Annotated in this window: 22 protein-coding genes; 11 read left to right on the top strand and 11 right to left on the bottom strand. The window is 66.1% G+C overall.

Annotated features, from left to right (window positions below):
- Positions 1 to 91 precede the first annotated feature (91 nt).
- Complete coding sequence (locus tag CDN36_RS10580) at positions 92 to 709, bottom strand: TetR/AcrR family transcriptional regulator (protein WP_287496696.1); 618 nt, start codon at positions 707 to 709, stop codon at positions 92 to 94.
- 161 nt (positions 710 to 870) lie between these two features.
- Here CDN36_RS10580 and CDN36_RS10575 point away from each other — a divergent pair, with 161 nt between their 5' ends.
- From CDN36_RS10575 to CDN36_RS10560, 4 genes are all read left to right on the top strand, one after another.
- On the top strand, positions 871 to 1,653 hold the full coding sequence (locus CDN36_RS10575; protein ID WP_287496695.1) for an SDR family NAD(P)-dependent oxidoreductase: 783 nt from the start codon (positions 871 to 873) through the stop codon (positions 1,651 to 1,653).
- Between the two features lie 223 nt (positions 1,654 to 1,876).
- A complete protein-coding gene (locus CDN36_RS10570) occupies positions 1,877 to 2,140 on the top strand; it encodes a YkgJ family cysteine cluster protein (protein ID WP_150554705.1) in 264 nt (87 codons plus the stop codon).
- Positions 2,141 to 2,237: 97 nt separating this feature from the next.
- Complete coding sequence (locus tag CDN36_RS10565) at positions 2,238 to 2,837, top strand: DUF1439 domain-containing protein (RefSeq protein WP_150554704.1); 600 nt, start codon at positions 2,238 to 2,240, stop codon at positions 2,835 to 2,837.
- A gap of 144 nt (positions 2,838 to 2,981) precedes the next feature.
- Complete coding sequence (locus tag CDN36_RS10560) at positions 2,982 to 3,824, top strand: undecaprenyl-diphosphate phosphatase (RefSeq protein ID WP_287496694.1); 843 nt, start codon at positions 2,982 to 2,984, stop codon at positions 3,822 to 3,824.
- Positions 3,825 to 3,914: 90 nt separating this feature from the next.
- On the opposite strand, the gene trmB is transcribed toward CDN36_RS10560, so the two are convergent.
- On the bottom strand, positions 3,915 to 4,718 hold the full coding sequence (gene trmB, locus CDN36_RS10555; RefSeq protein WP_150554702.1) for a tRNA (guanosine(46)-N7)-methyltransferase TrmB: 804 nt from the start codon (positions 4,716 to 4,718) through the stop codon (positions 3,915 to 3,917).
- A gap of 201 nt (positions 4,719 to 4,919) precedes the next feature.
- A complete protein-coding gene (locus CDN36_RS10550) occupies positions 4,920 to 5,387 on the bottom strand; it encodes a winged helix-turn-helix transcriptional regulator (RefSeq protein WP_150554701.1) in 468 nt (155 codons plus the stop codon).
- 178 nt (positions 5,388 to 5,565) lie between these two features.
- Here CDN36_RS10550 and CDN36_RS10545 point away from each other — a divergent pair, with 178 nt between their 5' ends.
- Entirely contained in the window at positions 5,566 to 6,813 is a 1,248-nt protein-coding gene (locus CDN36_RS10545; protein ID WP_502920357.1) for an MFS transporter, read from the top strand.
- Positions 6,814 to 6,949: 136 nt separating this feature from the next.
- Here CDN36_RS10545 and CDN36_RS10540 read toward each other — a convergent pair whose 3' ends face one another.
- The 6 genes from CDN36_RS10540 to CDN36_RS10515 all read right to left on the bottom strand — a co-directional run bounded on the left by CDN36_RS10540 (position 6,950) and on the right by CDN36_RS10515 (position 14,393).
- Positions 6,950 to 7,840 carry a DUF2894 domain-containing protein gene (locus tag CDN36_RS10540; RefSeq protein WP_287496693.1) on the bottom strand — a complete coding sequence of 297 codons (891 nt, stop codon included), beginning with the start codon at positions 7,838 to 7,840 and terminating at the stop codon, positions 6,950 to 6,952.
- On the bottom strand, positions 7,833 to 8,501 hold the full coding sequence (locus tag CDN36_RS10535; RefSeq protein WP_150554844.1) for an OmpA family protein: 669 nt from the start codon (positions 8,499 to 8,501) through the stop codon (positions 7,833 to 7,835). The genes CDN36_RS10540 and CDN36_RS10535 overlap by 8 nt, the downstream gene beginning before the upstream one ends.
- A 32-nt stretch (positions 8,502 to 8,533) precedes the next feature.
- Entirely contained in the window at positions 8,534 to 11,188 is a 2,655-nt protein-coding gene (locus CDN36_RS10530) for a DUF802 domain-containing protein (protein WP_287496692.1), read from the bottom strand.
- The gene (locus CDN36_RS10525; protein ID WP_287496691.1) at positions 11,185 to 11,967 is read right to left on the bottom strand and encodes a DUF3348 domain-containing protein; all 783 of its coding nucleotides are present in this window, start codon (positions 11,965 to 11,967) and stop codon (positions 11,185 to 11,187) included. The genes CDN36_RS10530 and CDN36_RS10525 overlap by 4 nt, the downstream gene beginning before the upstream one ends.
- A gap of 541 nt (positions 11,968 to 12,508) precedes the next feature.
- Positions 12,509 to 13,690 carry an MFS transporter gene (locus CDN36_RS10520; protein WP_287496690.1) on the bottom strand — a complete coding sequence of 394 codons (1,182 nt, stop codon included), beginning with the start codon at positions 13,688 to 13,690 and terminating at the stop codon, positions 12,509 to 12,511.
- A gap of 121 nt (positions 13,691 to 13,811) precedes the next feature.
- The gene (locus CDN36_RS10515) at positions 13,812 to 14,393 is read right to left on the bottom strand and encodes a TetR/AcrR family transcriptional regulator (protein ID WP_150554695.1); all 582 of its coding nucleotides are present in this window, start codon (positions 14,391 to 14,393) and stop codon (positions 13,812 to 13,814) included.
- Between the two features lie 403 nt (positions 14,394 to 14,796).
- Here CDN36_RS10515 and CDN36_RS10510 point away from each other — a divergent pair, with 403 nt between their 5' ends.
- The 6 genes from CDN36_RS10510 (at position 14,797) to CDN36_RS10485 (ending at position 23,729) form a co-directional block, all read left to right on the top strand.
- Positions 14,797 to 15,753, top strand: a complete 957-nt coding sequence (locus CDN36_RS10510; RefSeq protein ID WP_287496689.1) for an NAD-dependent epimerase/dehydratase family protein — start codon at positions 14,797 to 14,799, stop codon at positions 15,751 to 15,753.
- A gap of 514 nt (positions 15,754 to 16,267) precedes the next feature.
- Positions 16,268 to 16,879 carry a type IV toxin-antitoxin system AbiEi family antitoxin domain-containing protein gene (locus CDN36_RS10505; RefSeq protein WP_027350488.1) on the top strand — a complete coding sequence of 204 codons (612 nt, stop codon included), beginning with the start codon at positions 16,268 to 16,270 and terminating at the stop codon, positions 16,877 to 16,879.
- 96 nt (positions 16,880 to 16,975) lie between these two features.
- On the top strand, positions 16,976 to 18,448 hold the full coding sequence (locus CDN36_RS10500) for a DUF3375 domain-containing protein (RefSeq protein ID WP_287496688.1): 1,473 nt from the start codon (positions 16,976 to 16,978) through the stop codon (positions 18,446 to 18,448).
- A gap of 30 nt (positions 18,449 to 18,478) precedes the next feature.
- Entirely contained in the window at positions 18,479 to 19,153 is a 675-nt protein-coding gene (locus CDN36_RS10495) for a DUF4194 domain-containing protein (protein ID WP_043223286.1), read from the top strand.
- Positions 19,150 to 22,527, top strand: coding sequence for an ATP-binding protein (locus CDN36_RS10490; protein WP_043223290.1), 3,378 nt, complete (start codon positions 19,150 to 19,152; stop codon positions 22,525 to 22,527). Before CDN36_RS10495 ends, CDN36_RS10490 begins: the two co-directional genes overlap by 4 nt.
- The gene (locus CDN36_RS10485) at positions 22,524 to 23,729 is read left to right on the top strand and encodes a DUF3322 domain-containing protein (protein ID WP_043223293.1); all 1,206 of its coding nucleotides are present in this window, start codon (positions 22,524 to 22,526) and stop codon (positions 23,727 to 23,729) included. Before CDN36_RS10490 ends, CDN36_RS10485 begins: the two co-directional genes overlap by 4 nt.
- 21 nt (positions 23,730 to 23,750) lie before the next feature.
- On the opposite strand, the gene CDN36_RS10480 is transcribed toward CDN36_RS10485, so the two are convergent.
- Both CDN36_RS10480 and CDN36_RS10475 read right to left on the bottom strand, forming a co-directional pair.
- A complete protein-coding gene (locus tag CDN36_RS10480) occupies positions 23,751 to 24,995 on the bottom strand; it encodes a type II toxin-antitoxin system HipA family toxin (protein WP_087837839.1) in 1,245 nt (414 codons plus the stop codon).
- Positions 24,995 to 25,405 carry a helix-turn-helix domain-containing protein gene (locus tag CDN36_RS10475; RefSeq protein ID WP_027350494.1) on the bottom strand — a complete coding sequence of 137 codons (411 nt, stop codon included), beginning with the start codon at positions 25,403 to 25,405 and terminating at the stop codon, positions 24,995 to 24,997. Before CDN36_RS10475 ends, CDN36_RS10480 begins: the two co-directional genes overlap by 1 nt.
- Between the last annotated feature and the right edge of the window lie 693 nt (positions 25,406 to 26,098).

The following is a 26,098-nucleotide window of genomic DNA, read 5'->3' as shown; positions in this document are numbered from 1 at the left end:
TTACCGTGGGTAGTAGGCAAACACAACCCGGCATTTTACCAGTTCCGGGCGGCGCTCACGATGACGCGTGAACTTTTGACGCAGTACGCGTCTATGCCGCCGTTTTCGAGGTTTGCGGCACGCTCTGCGGGCATGCCACGCGATCGAGATAGGCGGCGCACATTGTCGCGATCTGCTCGGCGATCCGCGCGACCAGCGTCTCGTGGCAGGTGCCGGCCGGTGCGCGGTTCTCCAGGATCGCCTTGATGGGCCCGGTCATCGAATTCAGGAAGACGAAGGCGACCGTGGACGGGTCGTCGAAGCGCGCATTGCGCGCGCTGGCGAGCATGCCCACGACAGCCGCGTGCATGCGCGTGGCCGCGTCCGCGAAGACTTCCCGTCCGTCCAGGTCCTCGGAGAGCCGATACAGCGCCTGCGCCTCTTCGATGTCGCTCATCTTGGCGCCCACGTAGGCGCGGGCCAGTTCGCGCGCCATCGTCTCGAGCGGCTGCCCGTGCGCGGCCAGACAGGTGGTCTCGACCGTCTCGACGATGCGCTCCACATGCCGCTCGAGCACCGCGTAGAGCAGCACCTGCTTGTTCTGGAAATATTGATAGAGCGTGCCGACGGACACGCCGGCGCGCTCGGCCACGCGCGTGGTGGTGAGCTGACGCCCGCCATCGAGCAGCAAAACCTGAAGCGCTGCGTCGAAAATCGCGTCGATCGTCACCCGCGACCGGGCCTGCTGCGGCGTCTTACGGGGCGCTGCGGGGCCTCGGCTGTCAGGTTTCATATGCGAATGGAAAAACTGAAGGATTCTTCATAAACTCGATGCTAACAAATTTGCGTGCGATCGGGCGCAGAACAACAGGCAATTCGACGGGAGCAGTGATGAAACGGGACGCTATCGAAAGTGTGGTGCGCGAGGACGCGCAGCGCCATCTGGGCCAAGTGGCGCTGGTGACGGGCGCGACTCGCGGGATCGGGCAGGAAGTGGCGCGCTCGCTGGCCGAGGCGGGCATGACGGTGCTCGTTGGCGCGCGCGAGCAGGCGAAGGGCGAAGAGGTGGTCGAGCCGTTGCGCAAGGCCGGGTTCCAGGCCGAGACGCTCGTCATCGATCTGTTGCAGCCGGAGACGCTGCACGCTGCCGCTTACCGCATTGGCCGGTATTACGGCCGGCTCGACGTGCTGGTCAACAACGCCGGCGTCACCGATCCGCGCGACGACGCGCCCGAGCGCGCCTCCATCGAAGCGGTCGAGCGTGTGTTCGCGACCAACTTTTTCGGCACCCTGCGCGTTACCCAGGCGATGCTGCCGTGGCTGTCGCGCGCCGAGCGCGGGCGCATCGTCAACGTGTCGAGCGGACTGGGCTCGCTCGCGTACAACAACGATCCGTCGTGGGAACATGCGTCGATGCGGCGTATCGGCTTCAATGCGTCGAAGGCTGCGCTCAACATGCTCACCGTGCAGCTGTCGCAGACGCTGCGCGAGACGTCGATCACCGTGAATTCGGTCGACCCTGGCGCGCCGGCCGATCTGGCGGGCGATGCGAGCGGCAAGCGGGCGCGTGAGAACCTTGCGCAGGCCGCGCGCAGCGTGGTGATGCTGGCGCTCGGCGAGCGCGGCCCGGTCACGGGCGGATTTTTCGACGCGTCGGGCAGCCTGCCGTGGTAAACGTTGGGCGGGCGCGCGGCGTGCCCTGCCGTGCGCCCGCTCGCGCTAAAATGCGGGGGCCTCGCGATCACGACACGCGCCCCATCGCGCCCCATCGCGCCACCTCGCATCATCTCGCATCGCCTCGCATCGCCTCGCATCGCCTGGCGCCGCGCGGGACGGCGCGTCGCCCCCCGCTTGCCCTGATTGTTCTCATCCTTCTCATCCTCTGATCCGCCGTTTCATGAACTGCCGACCCCGCTGCGCGGCGTGTTGCATCGCGCCTTCCATTTCGACACCCATTCCGGGCATGCCGAACGGCAAGCCGGCGAACACGCGCTGCGTGCAACTCGACGACGAGGACCGCTGCCGGCTTTTCGGCAGCGCGCTGCGTCCGGCCGTGTGCGGATCGCTGCAACCGTCGGCGCAAATGTGTGGCAGCGATCGTGCGCAGGCCATCGCCTGGCTGTCCGCACTGGAGGCGATGACGGCGCCCGGCCACGCGTAGTGTCGTGTCGCACTCGGGTGCTATAGTCGCGCGTGTCGGGCGCCAGAGCCCTGTAGCGAAACACGACATGCCGGCAAATTCGTATCGAGATTCGTCCATGCGTCAGTGCCGCGAGGTGCGGGGCGCGCTCCACGCTCCCGACGCCGGGCGGCGGCGCTGGCTCGCCGTGAGCGGCGCCACCTTGCTCGCGGCCGGGCTGGGAGCCTGCGCCGGGTTGCCGTTCGGCAACGACTACACGTTTTCCGAAGGCCAATTGCAGCGCGCGCTCGATCGCAAGTTTCCATTCGACCGGCGCGTGCTCGCCGTGCTCGACGTGAATCTGTCGCACCCGCGGCTGACCTTGCTGCCCGAGCGCAACCGGCTGGCGGTGTCGGTCGACGCCACTGTCACGCACCCGCTGGGCGGCGCGCCGCTCACGGGCACGCTCGCGATCGACAGCGCGCTCGCCTACGATCCCGCGACGATGTCGGTCGTGCTGCGCGATCCCGAAGTCGAGACGTTCGCCATCGACGGCCTGCCCGAGCGGTGGTCGCGGCAACTGAACGCGGCCGGCGCGCTGATCGCGATGCAGTTGCTGCAGAACGCGCCGATCTATACGTTCAAGCCCGAACAGCTCAATATCGGCGGGGCCGTGCGTCAGCCGGGGGCGATTACCGTGCTCGCGCATGGCGTGAACGTCAAATTCGATTCGCGATGACGGCTCGCGCGTGAGGCGGCGCGCTTCCGAGCTCCGGCTCCCCGCTGCGCCTTCCCGCTGCGCCTTCCCGCGCGGCCTGCCTCGCTCGACGCGCTCATCTCGTACATTTTTTTCCCACCTAACGACTTCTCAGGAACTCATCGCATGGACTTGTTGCTGGCGCTCAAAGCCGTCATTCTCGGCGTGGTCGAAGGCTTGACCGAATTCCTGCCGATCTCGTCGACCGGCCATCTGATTCTGGCCGGCAGTCTGCTCGACTTTAACGACGACAAGGGCAAGGTCTTCGAGATCGTCATCCAGTTCGGCGCGATTCTCGCGGTGTGCTGGGAATTCCGCGCGAAGATCGCGCAGGTGGTGCTGGGGCTCGGCGGGGACGCGAAGGCGCGCCGGTTCGCCGTCAACGTCGTCGTCGCCTGCGTGCCGGCCATCGTGCTCGGCCTGCTTTTCGGCAAGCACATCAAGGCGGTGCTGTTCAATCCGATCGTGGTGGCCACGGCGTTCATCGTCGGTGGCGTGATCATCCTGCTCGTGGAGCGGCACAACCGCCGCAACGCCGAAACGGGCAAGCCGCCGCGCGTGGCGTCGATCGACGATCTGTCCTTCGCCGACGCCCTGAAGGTCGGCCTGGCGCAGTGCCTTGCGCTCGTGCCCGGCACGTCGCGCTCGGGAGCGACGATCATCGGCGGCATGATGTTCGGCCTCGAGCGCCGCGTGGCGACGGAGTTCTCGTTCTTTCTCGCGATTCCGATCCTGTTCGGCGCCACCGTCTACGAACTGTACAAGGCGCGCTCGACGCTGTCGCTCGACGACTTCAGCCTCTTCGGCGTGGGTTTCGTCGCGGCCTTCGTCAGCGCTTTCATCTGCGTGCGCTGGCTGCTGCGCTACATCGCGTCGCACGACTTCACGGCATTCGCGTGGTATCGCATCGTGTTCGGTATCGTCGTGCTGGCGACGGCCTACAGCGGCCTGGTAGTCTGGGCCGACTGACGCGCGGTCCACGCCGCAACGAAGAAAGGGCACCCTCGGGTGCCCTTCGTGTTTGCGCGAACGCGGCGAACGGCTGCCGCCCGGGGACGATCAGCGTTTCCTGAATACGAGATCCCATACGCCGTGACCCAGACGCAGGCCGCGGTTCTCGAACTTCGTCACGGGACGATAGTCGGGACGCGGCGCATAGCCGTCGGCCGTGGCGACCGTGTTCTCGAGCGACGCTTCACCGCCGAGCACTTCGAGCATTTGCTCGGCGTACTCCTGCCAGTCGGTGGCGCAGTGCAGATAGCCGCCGGACTTCAGGCGCGAAGCGAGCAGTGCCACGAAGGGCGGCTGCAGCAGGCGGCGCTTGTGGTGGCGCTTCTTGTGCCACGGATCCGGGAAGAAGATGTGAACGCCGTCGAGCGAGCCTGCGGGCAGCATGTGCTCGACCACTTCCACGGCGTCGTGCTGGACGATGCGAACGTTCGAGAGCGGTGTTTCGCCAATGAGCTTGAGCAGCGCGCCCACGCCCGGTTCGTGCACTTCGACGCCGAGAAAATCGTCGTTGGGCCGCAACTTTGCGATATGAGCGGTGCCGTCGCCCATGCCGAAACCGATTTCCAGAATGCGCGGCGCGCCGTCGCGGCCGAATGCGGCCGGCCAGTCGAGCGGCTGCGCGGCGTAGGGCAACACGAACTTCGGGCCGAGCGCGTCGAAGGCGCGCTTCTGCGCTTCGGAGCTGCGCCCGGCACGCCGCACGAAGCTGCGAATGCGGCGCGGGTGCGCCACGCCGTCCGGACCGACGTAGACGTCGCCGTCCTGTTCGTTGGAGGGCGTCGCGCCGGTGGCGGCTGCGTCGTCGTGGGCCGGTTGCGCGTCGTCGGCCGGCGGATGTCCGTGATTCGTCATGGAAGCAAAAAGCCGTCTGAGGCGACGGCTTGTCGAGGCATTGCGGGAGGCGGCGGACTGGCATCACAGCGCAAGTCAACGCCCAACACGATGATTTTTCAAAGGATTTTCCCGCATCGAGGCGGCGGGAGCGGGCTCGATTATCCCCCGGAATCGCCTCCAGTGGCAAGTTGACGGCGGCGCGCGCGCCCTCATCCGCGCTCAGGTCGGGCGAATCACCTGCGTGTCCTCGGGCGCGACGGGCTGCCCGTCCGCGGTCGTCGGCCACAGATCGGCCAGCGGTTCGCCGGTGCGCGTATCGACAAGCGTCGAGTGCGGCTCGCGACGGCCGAAGCGGTGTTTCTCCCCCCACTGCCGCAGCGCCACGATGAGCGTGAAGAGTTCGCGTCCCTGCGGCGTGAGTACGTATTCCTGGTAGGACGTGCCGTCCGAGGCTGGCTGCACCGCAAGAATGCCTGCGTCGACCAGCGCGCGCAGGCGCGTGGCGAGCATGCTGCGCGCCACGCCCAGGCTGCGCAGGAAGTCGCCGAAGCGGCGCACGCCGTCGAAGGCGTCGCGCACGATCAGCAGACTCCAGCGATCGCCGATCACGTCGACCGTTCTCGCGACGGGACAGGTATCGAGCGACGGGTTTGGCGCCGGCGTGGCAACGGACTTCGATGTGGGCATGGGCTGCGGCCTCGTTCAGAGGGATTTCAGACGGATGGCGGCCCGGCATCGCCGCGCGGGTGTTGGCGCAGGGCGCGGGCGTCGGAGGGCCGGGGTGTTGGAAATTAGGTTTCATTTTAGAACTTGTTTGGGTATGATCCAACAAGTATCAATTTGAAACCAGTTGAGGGAGCCCCCCATGTCATCGTGTCAATCGACGCCGGCGGCGGACGTGTCGCCGGCAACAATCGCGGGCGGGATGCCCCGTGCGCTCGTGGCCGTCTTCGCATGCGCGGCCGGGCTGAGCGTCGCCAACGTCTACTACGCGCAGCCGCTGCTCGACATGCTGGCGAACGACTTCTCGATTTCGCACGGCGCGGCGGGCAGCGTCGTGACCGCTACCCAGATCGGCTGTGCGCTGGCGTTGGTGTTTCTCGTGCCGCTCGGCGATCAATGGGAGCGGCGGCGCCTCATGCTTGTGCAGCTCGGCTTGTTGACGGCCGGTCTGCTGTGCGTTGCGGCGGCGTCCTCGGCGTGGGCGCTGCTGCTTGGCATGACGTTCGTCGGCATGCTCGGCACGGCCATGACGCAGGGCCTCATTGCGTTTGCCTCGAGTGCGGCGGGCGAGCACGAGCGAGGCCGCGTCGTGGGCGCCACCCAGGGCGGCGTGGTGGTCGGCCTGTTGCTGGCGCGCGTGATGGCGGGCGGCGTTGCCGACGTTGCGGGATGGCGTGGCGTGTATCTGGCCTCGGCGCTGGCGATGCTCGTGCTCGGCGCCGTGCTGTGGCGCGCGTTGCCGCGTCAGCGGGCGCCGGCGACGCGCCAGCCCTACGTGGCACTGCTGCGCTCGATGTTCGCGCTGCTCCGAGAGGAGCGCACCTTGCAGGTCCGCGGCGGCATTGCCTTGCTGATGTTCATGGCGTTGAGCATTTTCTGGAGTGCGCTGGTATTGCCGTTGTCCGCCGCACCGTTCCATTTCTCGCACACGACCATCGGCGCGTTCGGGCTCGTCGGCGCCGCGGGGGCGTTGGCGGCCGCGCGTGCCGGGTACTGGGCCGACCGCGGCTGGGCACAGCGCACGACGGGCGCGGCGTTGCTCGTGCTCACGCTCTCGTGGCTGCCGCTTGCGGGCCTGCGCGTGTCGCTGGGGTGGCTGGCGCTCGGGGTGTTGCTGCTCGATCTCGCGGCGCAGGCGATTCACGTGACGAACCAGAGCCTCATCTTCGCCGCGCGTGCGCAGGCGCCGAGTCGGCTCGTCGGGGCTTACATGCTGTTCTACGCGACGGGCAGCGGCCTTGGCGGCGTTGCCGCAACGGCGACCTTCGCGACGTTCGGATGGACGGGCGTATGCGCGCTGGGCGCGCTCGTGAGCTTGCTCGCGCTGAGCTTCTGGGCGGTGACGCTGCGGTGGATGTCCGGCGGCGGAAAGCCGCGCGTCGCGGGCTGACGGCGGCTGATCGCAGGACGCCCCATCCCTGCTTTCCGTCTCTGCCTTCCGCCTCTGCCTTCCGTCTCTGCCTCCCACGCCCTGACCGGGCCCCCGTGTTCGCCGCGATGCCGGAGAAGATCCCGGCGAACCTCTCTCAGCGGGCCTTGGTGCGACCCGGTTTGACGGCGGCGGTGGCGCGCGCGGTGGCCTTGGCGCCAAGCCCGCCGGCCGCCTCCATGTCTTCGAGCCACGAGAGCGCATCGGCGTGGCGCAGGAAGTGCCGCAGATAGTCGGGCGAGACGTCGTGCATGAGCGACAGGGCGCGGTGCACGAGATGGCTGGAATTCAGGGGGCCGGCGTTCTCGGGCACTTGCGCGAGCGATTGGCGCAGATTGCCGTCGGTGCTCAGCTTCGACCACGTTTCGCGGAAGTACTCGAGCACGTCGAGATCCTCGAAGGCGTCGTCGGTCGAGATGACGGTGGGCGTGATCGGCACGGCCACGGGCGCAGGCGCCGTGGCGGCAGGCCTTGCGGCAGCCGGGGCGACGGAAGACGCGGGCGCATCGCCCGCCTGCCCGTCACGAGCGCTATGCGGCTCACGATCGCCGCGTGCCGCGAGCCGATGAGCGTGAGCGGCGCGAGACGCCGACGCCCGGGCGGCGCGCTCGCCGGTGCGTTGCGAGATGCCGGCGGCGAGCGCGGCAAGCGGTGACGCAACGGACGGGTCGGCGTGCGTTTCCCGCGGCGCCTGCGTTACCGTTTCAGCGGACGCGAGCCGCCGTGCCAACGCTTCGACGAGCATCTTCAGACGTTCGTCGAGCATGCGCCGCACGTCTCCGCCATAGCCGCGGCTGCGCGCGGCGAGCGCTTCGATTCGATGGAAAAGCACCGGGTCGCGCTTGTCGGCGCCTTGCGAGCGCCATTGCGCGAGTTGTGCCGAGACGGCGTCGGGCGCGGCGGGCACGTCGGGTGCGGCGTTCGCGTGCGGCGCTTCGCACGCCGAGGCGCCATCGCATGCGGGCGAATCGAAGTGGGCGTCACGCATTGGGCTTACCTGCGTTGCTGGCGCTGCTGCGCGGCATGGGGGCGATTTCCACGCGACGGTTCTTCGCGCGGCCGGCTTCGTCGGCATTGGACGTCACCGGTTGCTCGGCGCCGAACGCCGCCGAGAAAATCGACGACGGCGGCACGCCCGCGGCGATCAGCTCGCGCGTGACGGTGAGCGCACGCTGCGCCGAGAGCTCCCAGTTGTCGGCGAAGCGCCGGTTCGTCTCGCGCACCTGCTGGTTGTCGGTAAAGCCGCTGACCATCAGGATTTCGTCGCTCGCGCGCAGGTAGGCGGCAAGCGGCCCCGCGAGGCTGCGCAGCACTTCGCGCCCTTGCGGTTGCAACTGATCGGAGTTGAGCGCGAACAATACGTTGCCGCTGATGCCGATGCGGCCGTTCACGAGCGTGACCCGCCCGCCCGCGAGGGGGCCGGCGAGCGCCTTTTCGAGCGTCTCGCGGCGCTGCGTCTCGGCGCGCCGCTCCTTGACCTCGCGCTCCAGTCGGGCCGAGAGCTCGATTTGCACGCCGATCACGCCGAGCATGATCAGCACGAACGCGCCGAGCATCACCGACATCAGATCGCCGAAGACAGCCCACGTCGGCGAGGCGGCGCCAATGTCGCCGCCCTCCACGCTGCCCACGCCCTCCAGACCCTCCATGCCCTCGCCGACGCCAGCGCCCAGTTCGTCCCTCATGCTGCCACGCTACCCGGTTGTGCCCGCGTTTGCGCCAGATCCTGCAGATTCTCGAGGATCTGCTTCTGCGACATCACGCTGAGCTCCACGACCTCGCGCGCCTGCGCGACGTAGTAGCCCAACTGCTCGTCGCTGCGCGCCATCGACTTGTCGAGCGCGGCTTCGATGCGCTGCAGATGCTCGAGCAACTGCGCGTTCGATTCGCCGAAGCTCTGCACCGCCGCGCCGAAGGCGTCCCCAAGGCTGGCGATCTCGATGGCGCTGCCGGCGACCTGCGCCGACGCCGCGGCGAGCTTGTCGGTCTGCGCGGCGATGGCCTCGCCGAGATTGGCGCCGGCGCGCTCGAGCAAACGAGCGGACGTGGTGACGAGCTCGTCGACGGCGGCGCGCTGTTCGTTGCCGGCGTGCTTGACGGTATCGAGCAGCGTGCCGAGCGTGTCGAGCAGGCGCGAACGTTCTTCGAGCATCGCGTTATCGCGCACCATGCTCTCGGAGAGCTTCTGGCGCAGTTCGCCGATGATCTCGGCGGCAGCCTTCGGGGCTTCCGACGCGGTTTGCACCAGACGCGAGATCTCGGCGATGGTGTCGTTGGCGTTGGCGCGCGTCTGTTCGGACATCTCCAGCGCCGCACGCGCGAGCGCGTCGCAGATTGCCTGCTGCTGGCTGGCCGCGTGTTCGCCGACCTTCTGCCATTCCGCGCGCAGCGTGGCGAGCGTGCCTTCGAGCGTCTGCGTCCAGGCGGACAGGCGTTGCGTCTCGCGCTCGGCCGTCGCGTCGTGGTGGGCCGCGTTGGCGGCGCTCAGCGCTTGCATCAGCGACGCGCTGTGATCATTGAAGGCGCTGGTCGTCGCGGCGATGAGCTGCTGGTTGCCGTCGGCCAGACGCTCGCTCGTGCGCGTATGTTCGGCGATGGCTTCGCGCCAGGTCTGCGCCACGCTCTCGGAGGTCGAGTCGATGCGGGCGCAGACGCTCTGGAGCCATTGCGCCGAGCGTTGCTCGAAGGTTTCGGCAAAGCGCGCCAGCGCGCCAGCGAGCTCGGCGTTGAGCGCTTCGTTGGCTTGCTTTTGTTGGGCGATCGACCGGTCCCACGCTTGCGCAACGCGTTCGTGCGCGCCGCTCACGCTGCCGCTGGCCGCGTCGAGCTGGGTCGCCACGTCGGCGAGCAGCGCGTTGGCGCGGGCCTCGAACGTCTGCGCGAAGCGCTCCAGTGCTGCGCCGAGGTCTTGCGTGAGCGCGGCGTGCGAGCGCTGTTGTTGGGCCAGGGCTTGCTCCCAGGCCTGCGCGACCGTGGTCTGCGCGGTGGCGATGCTGCCCGTGGCGTTATCGAGGCGCGACGTGACGTCGGCGAGCAGACCGGCCGAGCGTGTTTCGAACGTCTGCGCGAATTGCGCGAGCGACTCCGCGAGGTCCCTGGCGAGCGTGTCGCTGGTCGCCTGTTGCGCGGCCAGCGACGCTTCCCAGCGCTTCGCCACGCCCGCGTGTGCCGCGCTGACGTGATCCGTCGCGCTCTCCAGACGCGCGGCGACTTCGTCGAGAAGCTTGGCCGAGCGCGTATCGAATGTCTGCGTGAATTCGCCCAGCGCCGCGCGCAGGTCGGTTGCGAGCGACTCGTTGGCGCGCAACTGGGCGTCGAGCGACGCGTTCCAGACGTTTGCGGCACGTGTGGTGGTGGCTTCGAAGCGATCGGACAAGCCGTCCATGCGATCTTGCATCGCGGCGCAAACGGTCTGCTGCCAGGACGCCGTCTCGCGTGCGAGGCTCGCCATCGTCGCTTCGACTGCCGGGCGGATCGCGGCGCCGGCCGCGCTGGCCGTGGTGGCCACGCTGTCCTTCAGGTACTGCTGCATCGCGTCGGTCAATTGTGCATAGGACGCGCCGGTCTTCGCGTGAAGCGCGTCCTGGCTTGCGACGAGTCGCTCGCCGAGCGTCTGGCTGTGGCGCTCCATCGCAGCCATCATCTCCTGCAGACGCTCGACGAGCGCGGGCATGACGGTGGCCTGCTGTGCCAGCAATTGCAGCGTGGTTTCGCGCTGGTGCTGTTGCGAGAACGGCCGCAGCGTGGTCGCGATGCGCGCGTCGAGCGCTTGCACCGCGTGCGCGCGCTCCTTGCGGGCCAGGGCGGCAAGCAGGCCGAGCATGGCGGATGTCGCAACGCCGGCGACGGAGGTGCCGAACGCGAAGCCGAGCCCCTTGACCGGCGAGGCGAGCGAGGCGCGGATCGCTTCGAGGTCGGTGGCGCCCTCGAGGGCGAGACCCGTGCCGCGCAGCGTGGCGGCCATGCCGAGGAACGTGCCTAGCATGCCCAGCAGCACGAGCAGGCCGACGAGGTACGGCGTGAGAGCGGGGCCAGGCAGGCCGACGCGTTCGCCTTCCACGCGCAGGCGCACGGCGTTGCGCAGACCGGCCGGGAGCGTGTCGAGCCAGGCGGGCAGCGATGCCGGCGTGGCATGGAGCCCGGCCACGGCGCGCGCGAGCGCGCGGGTCGATTGGTGAAAGCGTTTGAGCTCGAGCGCGCCGATGAGATAGACCGCTGCGATCAGCAAGGCGATGGCCAGCGCGAGGGTGTTGGTGCCGGCATAGCCGATGGCGATCCAGCCGACGACGGCCAGGCCTGCGACAAAGGCGACGAGATCAACGAGGTAACGGGTCATTGTTGTCCGGGTTCACTAACGTTTTCGCCGTTCGATACCGAGGCGAGGGCGGCGATCAGCCCTTCGACGGGTTCGAGGCGTATATCCAGTTCCGCGAGCAGGATGCTCTGCATGTCCCGGTGGAAGGTGTCGAGCCAGGCGCCGGCCGGCGGCAGCGGCGCCGCGCCGCTCACGCGCGGGGCGGCCATCGCCGCCTGCTCCGTGTCGCGCAGGCGCACGAAGTGGCCTTCGAGCAGATTCGGCACGCTCGCGAGCAGGGCGCGCTCGCGAGCGCCCATCACGCGTTCCATGACGGCGTCCACGCCGGCGAGCCGCGCGCCCTGTGGCGAACGAGCGGCCAACCGGGCTCGCATGCGCGTGCGCACGGCGCTGATGGCCGTATCCATCGTCTGTTGCGAAGTCGCGTAGCGCTGGCGATAGGCCGGAAAATCCGCGAAGGACGCCGCACGCTGGCGCTCGGCGGCGCTCAGGGCGCGAATCCGCCCGCCCGGCGCGGCTGCTAGTCCGCAATCGCGCGCGATAGCGGCCGCCAGGTCTGCGCGCACGCGGGCGAGTTCGCCGGCCGGATCCTGCGCAGGCGCGCGCGCGCCGGGTGTTGCAGCCGGCGGGTTGGCCTTGAGGGCCGACGACAGGGCGATGGCGTCGGTCCAGCCCAGCCACTGACTCAGGCGGTCCGAGAGCGACGGCGCTGCCTCCGGGGGCGCGAACGTGCTCAGACGGGCCAGCGAGCGTATGAGTGTCGGGGCGCTGATAACGGGACGCCGGGGCACTTGCACCATTCCACTGGGGGGTCGAAAACCCTGCAGTTTACACTGCGCGCGCCCTTCGACCGCGGCGGCTGCCTCCGGCGCCTTCCGTCGCCCGGGCGCCGCCTGTGATTTATCTCAGTTTCCGGCGTGCGTCCCGAGGTTTATCGTTCACTCAACTCGCGGCAAACGCGAAACGACGAAACAACGAAACGACGAAACAACGAAACAACGAAACGACAACCGGAGGTGTGACATGGCTGCAATTGGACCGATCTGCGACGGACTGGTGACGGTGGGGACGTGGGCGCTGCGCGCCAAGCCGGTGGCCGACTTCCTGGCCGGCCTCGCCAACTTCTTCTGAGCCGCACGCCTGAGAACGGGCAACGGGCGACAGGGAATCGAACGACCGGAGAGACGACATGCCTGCCATCGGCGTGATCTGCGACGCAATGGTGATGGTGGGGACGTGGGCAAGCCGGGCCGCACCGGTGGCGACAGTCTTCTCGGATGTGGCCGGCCTGTTCACGTGATACGGCGCCGCCATTGAAGCTGGCGGTGAGTCAGTGGTGACTCACGAGGCCGGGCACGCGGTATCAGGCGCTTGCGCCAGTCCGTGGCGCACGTAGGGCAGCAGGCTGGCGAGGCCCAGCGCTGCCATGGCCGCGCCGATCCACAGCGGTGCGCGCAGGCCGTAACCGGCGTCGATGGCGGCGCCGCCGGCCCAGGTGCCGAAGGCAAGCCCGGCCGTGATCACCGACGTGTGCATGGTGTTGACCAGCGGCCCCGGCGCGGCGGCGCGCATCACGCGGGCGACCATGGCCGGGTTGAGCGACACGCCGGTCAGCCCGATGGCGGCGAAGGCCGCCACGCCCACGGGCGCGAGTCGGGCCCACAGCGCGAAGCTCACCAGCGCGAGGGCCAGTACGCCCAGGCCCGTGACAAGCACGGTGAGCGTGTGGCGGTCGGCGAAGCGTCCCGTCACGGCGTTGCCGATGATGTTGGCGACGCCGTACATCGCGAGCAGGTTCGGGATTGCGGCGGCGGGCAGGCCGGCGACGTTCAGGAAGATGGGCGAGAAGTAGCTGAACGCGGCGAAGGTGGCGCCGATGATGAGGCCGCTCGTCGCGAATGCGGCCCATAGCGGACGGTTGCGCAGCGAGCGGATTTCGGCGGCGAGACTGATGCTCTCGCGCCCGCGCTTTTCGGTGGCCGGGGCCCACAGCGCGACGGCGACGGTACACAGCGCGGCGAGGACGGCGACGAGCCAGAAGCTGGCGCGCCAGCCGTAATGCTGCTCGATGTAGGCCGTGAGCGGCACGCCGACCACCGGCGAGAACATCAGGCCGCCGAGCACGAACGCCGCGGCGCGCCCGCGCACCGACGGGGCGACGAGATCGGCACACAGCGTCAGCGCCACACCAAACGTGGCCGAGCTGGCAATTCCCATCACGACGCGCGCGAGCGCCATCACCTCATAGCGGGTCGCGACGGCGGCGAGCACGCCGCCGGCGACGTTGATCGTGAGCAGGCAGACGAGGGCGCGCTTGTGCGGCGTGCGCAGCGCGAGCAACACTGCGGTGAGCACGGGGCCGCCGACAGCCATGCCAAGCGCGTAGAGCGAAATGAGGTTGCCGATGGCGCCGATGCCGACGTCCATCGCCCGCGCGAGGGCGGGCATCATCCCGGCGACCATGAATTCGGCCGTGGTCATGGCGAAGACGGTAAGTCCGAGTAAATAGACGACGGGTGGCATGGTGGATCTTGATGGCATATTTTTAACGTTCATTACAAATTTGGGGTTGGGGAATGGACCCGTGAAAGGACGGGGTCCGGGGAGTCTGTGTGGTGCGCGGAGGCTTCGGCGCCGGGCGGTCTCAGAGCTGAGCGAGGGTGCCTTCGACGATATCTTCGAGGAAGGCGCGATCGCTGACGGTGCGGCCCAGTGCGCGCAGACCGTAATAGGTGGACAGGAACGTGCGCGCGACGAGCAGCGGCGAGCGTTCGGCGGACAGCTCTCCGTTACGCTGTCCGACGGCGATCAGATGCACGATGACCTGCTCGATGCGCGTGAGATAGGCCTGGCTGATCTGGCGGACCTTGGGATCTTTCGCGCCACGTTCGAGAGCGGCGAAAAGCGACATGCAGCCGCGCTGTTTGTCGGGATTGAGATCTTCGTCAATACCCCATTGCATGAGCGCGCGCAGCCGTTCCTTGACGGGGCCGGGGGCGTTCAGGATATCGGCCTGGGTCTGAAGTCCGAGCGTCTGATAGCGCGTGAGGGCTTCGTGATAGAGGTTGAGCTTGCTGCCGAAGGCGTTGTAGAGGCTGCCTCGCCCGAGGCCGGTGCACTCGACGAGCGCCTGCGCGGAGGTGCCTTCATAGCCGTGCGTCCAGAAGACGTCCATGGCAGCGTCGATGACGGCTGCGTCGTCGAATTCTCTGGGTCTACCGCTCATGAGGAGACTCGCTGGCGTAAGTGAAATGGAAAGGGCAACGCACATGCGCGCGCGCCGTCGACCGCATTGTAAGTCATTTTTTAACGTTTGTTCAAATTAGGACTGTTGCCTCCGCGGTAAGCGTGAAATGGCGTGAAGCGCAGCCTGGGCGTGGCCCACTATGCGAGCGGTGTTGGATGAGTCATTTCCCAAAATTGCTTCGCGCCGAACGCGCAAGCGCAGCACTCGTGGGGAAGCGAGATGCCAGCTCGGCATTTGGGATATATCTCATGCGCAACCAACGTATTCTTGGCAGGAATTTTCGCCGGCGTGCGAGGGCGTGAAACATGAGCGGGTGTCGCGCTCGGCCCGAGGGTATCGCGCCGTTCCTCAAAGACGAGACGTACAGTTCAAAGGTATTCAGATGAAGGTTCTGGTGATCGGCGCCACGGGCTATGTGGGCGCCAGGGTGGCAAGGAAGTTGAAGGACAAGGGGTTTGTCGTCCATGGATTGGCGAGATCGGAAAGCTCGCGCGCAAAAATCGAGGCGACGGGGTATGTGCCGGTCGAGGGCGATCTTCTCAAGCGCGATACGCTGCGTGCGGCCGTCACGCAGATGGACGCCGTGATCCACGCCGGACTTCCGGGGGATTCGATCAACGACGGCGTTCCGGCCTTTGATCAGGATCACCTCGCTATCGAGACGATGCTCTCCGAAATGAAGGGCCAGAACAAGACGTTCATTTATTCCACTGGCGCCTTGACGGTGGCCGACGAGCGCACCATTGGAAAAGTGGGCGAGCCGATACCCGAGAATGAATGCGCACGCAAACCCATGCCGATGGTGGCGCAGCGTGCGGCGACGGAGAACATGGTCCTGGACGCGGCGGAGCTGGGCATCAGAACCGTGGTCGTGAGAATTCCGCACGTCTATGGAGACGGCGGCAACTTTGTCTTGCCATACCTGATCGATGCGGCTGAGCGCGAGGGGCGCGGCGTTTATATCGGGGAAGGGCAAAACACCATTTCGCTGGTACATGTGGACGATTTGGCGGACCTCTACGTCCTGGCGCTGGAGAAGTCACCGGCCGGCAGGCTATACCAGCCCGCCAGCTTCGACATGCGCATGGGGGAAATCGCTGCGCGCGTAAGCCAGGAGATGGGGCTGGGAGGCCGGACCGCGAGCATCCCGTTCGAGAAGGCGAAGGAAGCTTGGGGGCTGGGACCGGCGTTGGTCGTTGGTCTGAATAGCCAGTTGGGCGCAGATGATGCCAATCGGGTGCTTGGCTGGGCGCCGAAAAATATGTCGCTTGATGCCGAGATCGCCTATATGGTCGACAAGGCTCGCCGTCGCGGTGACGACGCCTTGGCGGCGCAATAGTGGCGCAATAGCGACGTAGTGGCGACGTAATGGCGACGTAATGGCGCCATAAGCCGACTTCTCCGGGGTGGCCCGGCTGACAACGGCTCCGATGTCCGAAATGGCATCGGAGCCGTTGCGTTTTCGGTGGCGTCACGCCACGAGGCGCGTCCGGGCGTTCAAAAAGCACCGGTCGGTTGAAAGAGTCAGACGAGGGAGGGGAATCCGCGCAGAACGCGCCTTGCTCGGGCGCAGCGCATTGCCGTCAGGCAATGTCCGGCCAAGAATCAAATTGGAGCGGGCGATGGGAACATCACGCCGCACTCAAATCGTTGATTGATAACGGGTTTATTCCGTTTGGCGCTACGGAACTAGGCCAGATTATGTACCGGACGTACCGCGTCGGCAACCAGATCCTATCCGCATTTGTCTGCTGACATTCACGGTCAGTCATCAACGCGCGCTCCAGGCAGACGTGTTTCATTCTATCGTTTGATGTATAAGATCAACGAAATCAAGGAACATCTTTGGGGCAATGGAAAGATCCTCACATGCCCAGCGCGCTCTTGCCCTGCTCCACAAGCAGGGCTTTCTGCGCACCAGCGACTTGGACACCATCGGCGCGCCGCGGGTGGTGCTGACACGTCTGTCCACTTCCGGGCAGTTGGAGCGTGTCGGGCGCGGCCTCTACCGTTTGCCAGGCAACCCCATGTCCGAGCAGGAGGACCTCGCCACGATTGCAGTCAAGGTTCCCAAAGCCGTGTTCTGCTTGCTGACGGCACTCCAGTTCCACGAACTGACCACGCAACTGCCTCGCCAAGTTTGGATTGCCATGCCTCGTGGCAGCCACACCCCACGTATCGAGCACCCGCCGATCAAGATGGTGCAGATGGCGGGTGATGCCTATGCCTTGGGCATTGATGAGCACGAACGCGATGGCGCCAGACTGCGGATCTACAGTGCCGCCAAAACCGTGGCGGACTGCTTCAAGCACCGCAACCAGATCGGCCTGGACGTGGCCATTGAGGCGCTGAAGGCTGCCTGGAAGACACGCAAGGCTTCAGCCGATGACCTATGGCGCCATGCCAAGGTCTGCCGGGTCGCAAATGTCATGCGTCCTTACCTGGAGGCGGTTTCGCATGAGTGACCACGCCGCCTTGATTCGCGCTTTCCGGGCAAGCCGATCCGTGCATTCGGATCGAGACGTCGTTGTCAACGAACGGCTCGGATAAGGCAGCCCATCATGGCACTCGACCACCTCACACTCACCACATACCGCGATCGGCATCCTGCATGGCGATTGCTGGCCTCGCCACATGCGCCATTGGTAGCAAGCTTCCTATACCGGGTGTTCGTTGCACCGAACGTGCGGCTGACGAGCGAAGCGGATCTGGCCGAAATGCTGGAAGATGAGCTGTTTGCCCTGCGCGAACAGCTCGGTGCAGAGGTGTATCCGAAAGCCGCAACTGAATACCTGAATGACTGGTGCGCGCCGGACAAGGGCTGGCTGCGCAAGTTCTACAAGCCCGGCACCGACGAAGCCCAGTTCGATCTCACCCCCGCCACCGAAAAAGCCATCGCCTGGCTGGTATCGCTGACCGAACGGCCTTTCGTCGGCACTGAATCTCGCCTGCTGACCTTGTTCGCGCTGCTGGAGCAGATCAGCACCGGAAGCGAGGCCGATCCAGCCAGGCGCCTGGAGGAACTGCGCCGCAAGCGCGACGAGATCGACGCCGAGATCGGCCGCGTCCTGTCCGGCGACGTGCCGCTCATGGATGACACGGCCATCAAGGATCGCTTCCTGCAATTCCAGCAGTTGGCGCGCGAACTGCTGAGCGACTTCCGCCAGGTGGAACACAACTTCCGCCAACTCGACCGCAGCGTCCGCGAGAAGATCGCGTTGTGGGACGGCAGCAAGGGGGCACTGCTCGACGAGGTCATGGGCGAGCGCGACGCCATCGGGGATTCCGACCAGGGCCGCAGCTTCCGTGCATTCTGGGATTTCCTGATGTCCAGCCGTCGCCAGGAAGAACTGTCCGCACGGCTCGACCAGATCCTCGGCTTGCCCGCCGTGGCTGCGCTCAAGCCGGAGCCGCGCACCCGCCGGGTGCACCACGATTGGCTGGAAGCGGGCGAACATACCCAGCGCACGGTAGCGCAGTTGTCGCAACAACTGCGCCGCTTCCTGGATGACCGGGCCTTCCAGGAAAACCGCCGCATCCTCGAACTCTTGCACGGCATCGAGACCCAGGCGCTGGCCTTGCGCGACATGCCGCCGGCCGGCGACGTGATGCGCCTCGACGAGATGGGCGCGGACATCGCCTTGCCGCAGGAACGCCCCCTGTTTGCGCTCCATGCCAAACCACGCCTGGCGGAACTGGTCCTTGAGGACGGTGACGACGACATCGACACCGCACGCCTGTTCGACCAGCACGTCGTGGACAAGACCCGCCTGCGTGAGGCCCTGCGGCAGGCATTGCGGCAGCAGTCGCAGATCAGCTTGCGCGCGTTGCTGGAGACCCAGCCGCTGCAACAGGGATTGGCCGAACTGGTCACCTGGCTGGAACTGGCCCACGCGGGCAGCCGCTGGCTGGATGGCATCAGGGCCACGGTGGATGACGATGTGCAGGAGATCATCGAATGGGCCATGCAGGACAGCGATGGCTCCACGGTACGACGGCGGGCGCGAATGCCACGCGTGATTTTTGCGCGTTGATGCAAACTGCGACGGATAAAGCGAAGACCCATGAATGATATGCATCAGGATGATCCAGAAGGCAGTACCGAGTCGCTCCCGCCCGTTGTAGCGGAACTCTCGCAACTGATGGTGCATTTGCTCAAAGGCGTGTTGTACCGCCAGGACGACGAGCGCCTATGGGCCAGTCTGCTGAGCCTGCAGGCGCGTGTACGGGAGCAGGCGGCGGTGTTGTTGCTGGATCTGGTGCTGGACGAAGCCGAGGGCTACGCCTTCCTCAAAAGCCAGCCGGAGCCGGAGGATGTGGACGCCACACCCCGTCCGCCGCGCCTGATCGCGCGACGGCCGCTGTCCTACCCGGTCAGCCTGATGTTGGCCTTGCTGCGCAAGCGCCTGGCCGAATCCGACGCCAGCGGCGGCGATACCCGGCTGGTGCTGTCGCGCGAGGATATCGCCGAATTGATGCGCGTGTTCCTGCCGGACGGCACCAACGAGGCGCGCCTCGTCGACCAAGTGGATTCGACCATCACCAAGGTGGTGGAACTGGGGTATCTGCGCAAGCTCAAGCCCGTTGCCGGCGCAGCTCAGCAGGCACCTCGCTACGAGGTGCGGCGCATCCTCAAGGCGTTCGTCGATGCACAGTGGCTGGCCGACTTCGATGCGCGCCTGGAGGGCTATCGCACCGCATTGTCAGGTGCCGATCGCGACAAGGAAGCTGGCCGATGAACGATTTTTCGCTACAGGAGCTCGATTTCGTGGCCGACGACAGCCGCGTCGGCTTTCGCCTGCAGCGGCTGGAAGTTCTGAACTGGGGCACATTCGACCGGCGCGTCTGGCGCTATGAACTCGATGGGCGTAACGGCCTGCTCACTGGCGACATCGGTTCGGGCAAATCCACCCTGGTCGATGCCGTCACCACGCTGCTGGTGCCAGCGCAACGCATCGCCTACAACAAGGCCGCAGGCGCCGAGACGCGTGAGCGATCACTGCGGTCCTACGTGCTGGGCCATTACAAGAGCGAGCGCAACGAAACCACCGGCAGCGCCCGCCCGGTGGCGTTACGCGACACCACTAGCTACAGCGTGATCCTGGGTGTCTTCCGTAACGAAGGCTACGGCCAGGCGGTCACGTTGGCGCAAGTCTTCTGGTTTCGCGAACCACAGGGCCAGCCCGCGCGCTTGTTCGTGACTGTAGAGCGGGAACTGTCCATCACCGAGCACTTTTCCGGATTCGGCAGCGACATTAACGGCCTGCGCAAGAAGCTGCGCGCGATGGGCTGCGAACTGAATGACAGCTTCCCGCCCTACGGCGCCTGGTTCCGCCGCCGCTTCGGCATCGAGCACGAGCAGGCGCTGGAGCTGTTCCATCAGACGGTTTCCATGAAATCGGTTGGCAATCTGACCGATTTCGTGCGCAGCCATATGCTCGAACCGTTCGACGTGGGGGGGCGCATCGAGGCACTGCTCGGCCATTTCGATGACCTCGACCGCGCCCACCAGTCGGTACTCAAGGCCAAGCGGCAGATCGAGTTGTTGACGCCGCTGGTGGAGGATGGCCTTCGCCACGGGCAAATCGCCGCCGAGATCCAGGCGCTGCGCGAAGGACGCGATGCATTACGCCCGTACTTCGCCGGCTTGAAGGCAGCACTGCTGGAGAGGCGCCTGGAATTGTTGACTCAGGATGCGACGCGCTGGGACGCCCGCATCAAGCAACTGGGAGAGCAACGAGACAACGCCCGAATCGAGCAGGGGAAGCTCGAAGGCGCACTGCGCGAGAACGGCGGCGACCGGCTGCAACAACTCGCTGCCGCCATTCAGCAGCAGGAGGCAGAGAAACAGCAACGGCAGGAGAAAGCGGACGCCTACACCACGCTATTGACGCGCATTGGAGAAGCAGCGCCGGGAGACGAAGCTGCTTTCATGACACAAAGATCCACCATCGGAGAACACGCCGAAGCGCTGCGCACAAGCATTGCGGACCACGATACGCAGATCAATGAAGACGGATATGCGCTGCGGCGGGGTCAGGAAGAACACAAAGCGCTCAGCGACGAGATCGACAGCCTTGCGCGTCGAAAAAGCAATATCGATGCGGCCCAGGTACGCATCCGCGACGCATTGTGCGCCGCCTTGTCCATCGCCGAGGAAGGCCTGCCCTTTGCCGGTGAACTGATCCAGGTGCGCGAGGACGAACGCGACTGGGAGGGCGCGGCCGAACGCCTGCTGCATGGCTTCGGCCTGTCCCTGCTGGTGCCGGATGCGCACTACAAGGACGTGGCCGATTGGGTGGAACGCCAGCACCTGGGCACGCGGCTGGTGTACTTCCACGTGCGTGCGCGCAAGCCTACTCAGGCCATTAGCCTGCACCCCCAATCGCTGGTGCGCAAGCTGCTCATCAAGCCCGACACGCCGTACTACGACTGGCTTGAACGCGAACTGCACCACCGCTTCGATCTGGCCTGCTGCGACAACACCGAGCAGTTCCGCCGCGAGACCCGAGCCATCACCCGCGCCGGACAGATCAAGGACCCGAGCGGACGCCACGAAAAGGACGACCGCCGCCGCATCGACGACCGCAGTCGCTACGTGCTGGGCTGGAGCAACGCCGACAAGCTGCGGACCTTGCGTGACGAACGTGAAGGCCTGGAACAGCGACTGGGCGACATCGGTCTGCGCATTGCCAACACACAGCGATTGCGCGGGCAATGCCAGGCGCAACTGGAGGCCTTGGCCAAGCTCGAAGTCTTCACCCGCTACAGCGAGATCGACTGGCAGGCACCGGCACGCGAGATTGCCCGGCTGACCGAGGAACGCGACCGCCTCAAGGCGGCCTCCGATACCCTGCGGGAACTGGAAAGCCAACTGGCGCAGGTCGTTGAGCGCCTGAAGGAGATCGAAGGCGATCTTGGCGAGGCACAAGGCAAACGCGGAGAAATTCGCAGCAAACACGAAACTGCCCAGGCACAGCATGCGCAGGCTCTCGAAATCCAGACGCAAGCCGCACTCGACGACATGTTGCTGCAATCTCTTGAGGGCTGGCGCGCCGAAGTCCTGGGCGACCACCAGCTCACGGTGGAATCCTGCGACAACCGCGAACAGGACGTGCGCAATGGCTTGCAGGCGCGCATCGATGCCGAAGACAAGCGTCTCTCACGCCTGACCGAACGCATCATCAACGCCATGCGCGGTTTTAAGGAGGCCTTCAAGGCAGAGACCGCCGAGATCGACATCAGCCTGGCCGCGCTGCCCGAGTTCGAGCGCTTGATGAAGGATTTGCAGCACGACGACCTGCCGCGCTTCGAAGCGCGTTTCAAGGAACTGCTCAACGTCAATACCATCAACGAGATCGCCAATTTCAACGCCCAGCTCGCGCGCGAGCGTGAAACGATCAAGGAGCGGGTCGATGTCATCAACCAATCCTTGCAGGTGATCGACTACAACCCCGGACGCTACATCCGGTTGCTGGCGCAACCCAGCCCCGATGCGGAGATCCGCGACTTCCTGCAGGATCTGCGTGCCTGCACCGAAGGAGCGCTGAGCGGCTCGGAAGACGAACAGTATTCCGAGACCAAATTTCTGCAGGTCAAAGCCATCATCGACCGCTTCCGGGGGCGCGAGGGACTGGCCGAGATCGACCGGCGCTGGATGCAGAAGGTGACCGACGTGCGCAACGGCTTCCTGTTTTCCGCCAGCGAGCGCTGGCGCGAGGACGATGCCGAGCACGAACACTACTCCGACTCCGGCGGCAAATCCGGCGGGCAGAAGGAGAAGCTGGCCTATACCGTGCTGGCCGCCAGCCTGGCCTACCAGTTCGGCCTGGAATGGGGGGCGGTGCGCTCGCGCTCGTTCCGTTTTGTCGTGATCGACGAAGCCTTCGGGCGCGGCTCGGATGAATCGGCCCAGTATGGGCTGGAACTGTTCCGCCAGCTCAACCTGCAACTGCTGATCATTACGCCGCTGCAAAAGATCCACATCATCGAGCCCTACGTGTCCAGCGTCGGCTTCGTGCACAACGAAGGCGGCCGCGAGTCGCGGCTGCGCAACCTGAGCATTGAAGAGTATCGTGCGCAGAAGGCTGCTGCCACGGGAGCCGCCCCATGACCTGGAGCCAGCCCACCGATCTGCGCACGCAGGTCGAACGGCTGTGGCAGCGCGGCGAACTGCTGCGTACCGTGGTCGGCGGTGACACACTGAATTGGCCATTGCGGCTGTCGCTGAAGTCGCCGTCCGCCGCCGATCTCAGCAACCGTTTCGATGCCGTGCGCGGCTGGGTGCGGGAGATCAGCGCCATGCCGCGCGTGCGCATCGAATGGCGCGAGTGGATGCACCGGGTGCAGGGCCGGCAGCGTCTGCCGGACACGCTGTGGATCGATACGTTGGACGATGCACTGGCGATGATCGGCAAGACCGGCGATGCCCGCCGGTTCCAGGCGCTCTGGCAGCAAACTGCCGAAGCGCAACCCACACTGCTGGCATGGCTGCAAAGATCGCCGTTGCAGACTTTGGCGCTGGCCGAACACTGGCCACGCCTGCTGGCCGTGGTGGCCTGGGTGCAAGCCCATCCGCGCCCAGGCGTCTATCTTCGGCAGGTTGACGCGCCGGGCGTGGACAGCAAATTCATCGAAGCCCATCGCGGTACGCTGGCTCAGTGGCTGGATCTGGCTTTGCCGACGGAAGCCATCGACCACGCTGCTACCGGGATGGCCGGGTTTGCCCGTCGCTACGGTTTTCTGGAGAAGCCCGTTCGCATCCGCCTGCGCTTGCTCGATCCGCAACTGCCCCAGCTTCCCGGCTGCACCGGACTGACCGACATCACCCTGGATGAGGATAGCTTCGCCACGCTCACCTTGCCTGCGCAGCGTGTGTTCATCACCGAAAACGAGGTGAACTTCCTAGCGTTCCCACCGGTCTCCAGTGCCATCGTCGTGTTCGGTGCCGGCTATGGCTGGGGAGCGCTCGCCCGAGCCAACTGGCTGCATCGCGCCTCTCTGCACTACTGGGGAGACATCGATACCCATGGCTTTGCCATTCTGGACAGCCTGCGCAAGTATTTCCCGCTAGCCGCTTCGTTCCTCATGGACCGCTCCACCCTGATGGCCCACGCACTTCAATGGGGTGACGAGCCCCTCGACAAACGCCATACGTTGCCCTTGTCCCGACTGGTCGATGAGGAGGCCGCTCTCTACGACGACTTGCGTCATGACCGAATCCGGCCACAGCTGCGGCTGGAACAGGAACGCATCAGCTATCGCTGGCTATGCGCGGCGTTGGCGACAACAGTCCAGGACGATTCTCGGCCGTAGCGGTATGTCCTGCCGATGTCGTCAGGGCGTGGTCGATTCGACGAACGCCGGCTCGAAATCCAGCAGGTCGGTACCGCGCATGCCCAATCCCCGGGCCACTGCACGCCAGCCCGCCACGGCCTGGGCCACTTCGTTCCAGATCGCCTGCGCTTGCGCAGCATCCAGCCTGAAATACGACGCGGCGGCCATCAGCATGTCACGGCTGTCGATGACGCCGGTGTCCTCGGTCAGCCAGGTCTTGCTCTCGCGACGGTCGCCCGGCATCGGGTTCAGGTCGAAGGCCGGCGACAGGCGCCAGCCGCGCCGGCGCGCGTCGTAGAGGAAGCCGGTGTTGCGCAGGTGGTCGTCGGTATTGCAGATCAGGAAATTGAGGACCAGCCGCCGCCACAGCTCATGGATGTCGGCGATCGGATCGGCGCCCGACTGAAGCAGCACATCCACCAGTTCGGTGTAGGCATGCGTCGCATCGCGGCCATCGGACTGGAGCATCGTCGCGGCCGACACGTAGGGGATGCGAGCGCCGTCGTCGGTGCGGTCGAAACGCCGGATGACGGCGACCGCCGTGCCGCCGATCATTTCCACGCGGGCCGGCGCCGCGCGGATGCCGGCCCTGGCCGCCAGTTGCATGGCCAGCACTTCGCCCCGGATCACGTCGCGCCGGTCCGCCTGGCTGGGAAACTTGCCGACCGCCAGGCGTCCGTCAGCGTCCCGCACCGTGGACTTCGGCCGGGCACCACCCAGCGACGTGCCTTGCCCCAGCAGGTAGCGCAGGTCCTGCGCACTTTCCGTTCCGTCTTCCAGGGCGCGGGCCGCGTGGAGCACCTTCTCCAGTTCCACCAGTGGCGGTACGTGCCGGTTCGCTCCTCCGGCGCGCAGGTAGGCGCCAGAGTGCGGATCGAACAGGCGCAGCGCGCCGATGCGCGCCTCGTCGTCCACCCACATCACGAAGTCCACCGGGTCCAATGCAGGCGTGTCGCGGTCCTCCTGCCGCAGCTTCGCATGGGCGCGCCGGATCACGCGCTCGCCCCAGGCGTCGGGCGCGGTGTCCTCCAGCGCGAGGAAGAACACCTGCCGGGGATGTTGCACGCCGGCCACCGGCTGGAGGTCGGGCGACAGCGTGAAGAACCGGGCATCCCGCAGCCAGCCTTCGTCATAGCTGAACGCGCTGCGCCGGCCGCTGCCAAGATGCAGGCGCCCCACGACCAAGCCGCTCGCCCCCAGGTGGACTTCGAGGTCCGGACGTCGTGCGGGCCGAGGCGTTGCCATCAGAAGCCCTCCAGGTCATCGGCAGGAGCGGGCGCATCGCCCTTGTCGACGACGGGCGCTGCCTGCCGCTTCCTGCCGGCAGAGGTGCGTACCCGCTGCGGCAACTGCGCCCGCACCAGTTCCATGCCGAGCGCATCGTTCTCCAGGGTCATCGCCTGGGCCAGGTCATCGAGCCGGCCCAGCACGTGCAGCGCGCGCAGGAAGGTGTGTAGCGCGGTGCCGGGATAGCCATCTTCCATGCGCCGGACGGTGCTCAGGGACGTGCCGATGCGCTGAGCAAGGTCTTCCTGGCTGAGGCGGCGCATGCGCCGCGCCGCCGAGATGTCCTGCCCCAGGCGGCGCAGCGCGCGCGCGACAGGCTGCGGCATCGCCACCTGCGCACCGGAGCGCTTTTGCTCGGAAGAAGACATCTTTTAGGGCCTCAAATATGAAGTTATTCTCGAAATAAGCATTCATATTTGAATGCAAAAATGGGGGTCAGTCAACCCAGTCCATGTCTGCCCTTGCAGTTCTGGTGACCGCGCTGCGCCATTGCCAGCCGTCCTGTTCGTGAGAGGTGTCACCGGGCTGCCAACTCCCGATGAAATCCGGCAGGTGATCTCACCTCGTCACCGCTCGATTGTTCGCAGGAGCCACCAAACGGCTCCTACGCACGTGAAAGAAACGGGGCGTCATGCTTTGTCGATCTGGGGGAAGACCCCTCGCGTCTTGCCCCAAACCTCGCCGCACCCCGTCGAGGCGGCATCGCCACACCTGTTTCCGCCTGCACTGCGTCTGCTGATAGACCGTCGCTGTCTTGCACGCCGGTATCGCCCTGGCTCGAACGCGAGAAGACCGAATCCGTCTTTCGCCGCGATGGCGTCTGTAGCAAAACCTCGTTATCGAGCCATCCTGCCATGTGCAGTCAACCGCTTGAAGCATACCGCCACGCAGAGGCTCGGTGCTGGTGGACAAGCGCCATATCGACAGGCGGCTGCTCTGGTGAACATCCGTCATTCCGGCCTTTCCCACAAGCCAAGCCGCCACCGTCTCGCGCCGTGAAGGCGCGTCCCGGCAGCGATTCCAATCAACGAGAGGAAACAGATGTCCTGAATCCTGTTACC

It is taken from the genome of Pandoraea sp. CB10b_02 (genome assembly GCF_002216225.1).
GTDB lineage: Bacteria > Pseudomonadota > Gammaproteobacteria > Burkholderiales > Burkholderiaceae > Pandoraea > Pandoraea nosoerga.
This window is presented reverse-complemented; position numbering and strand designations above follow the sequence as displayed.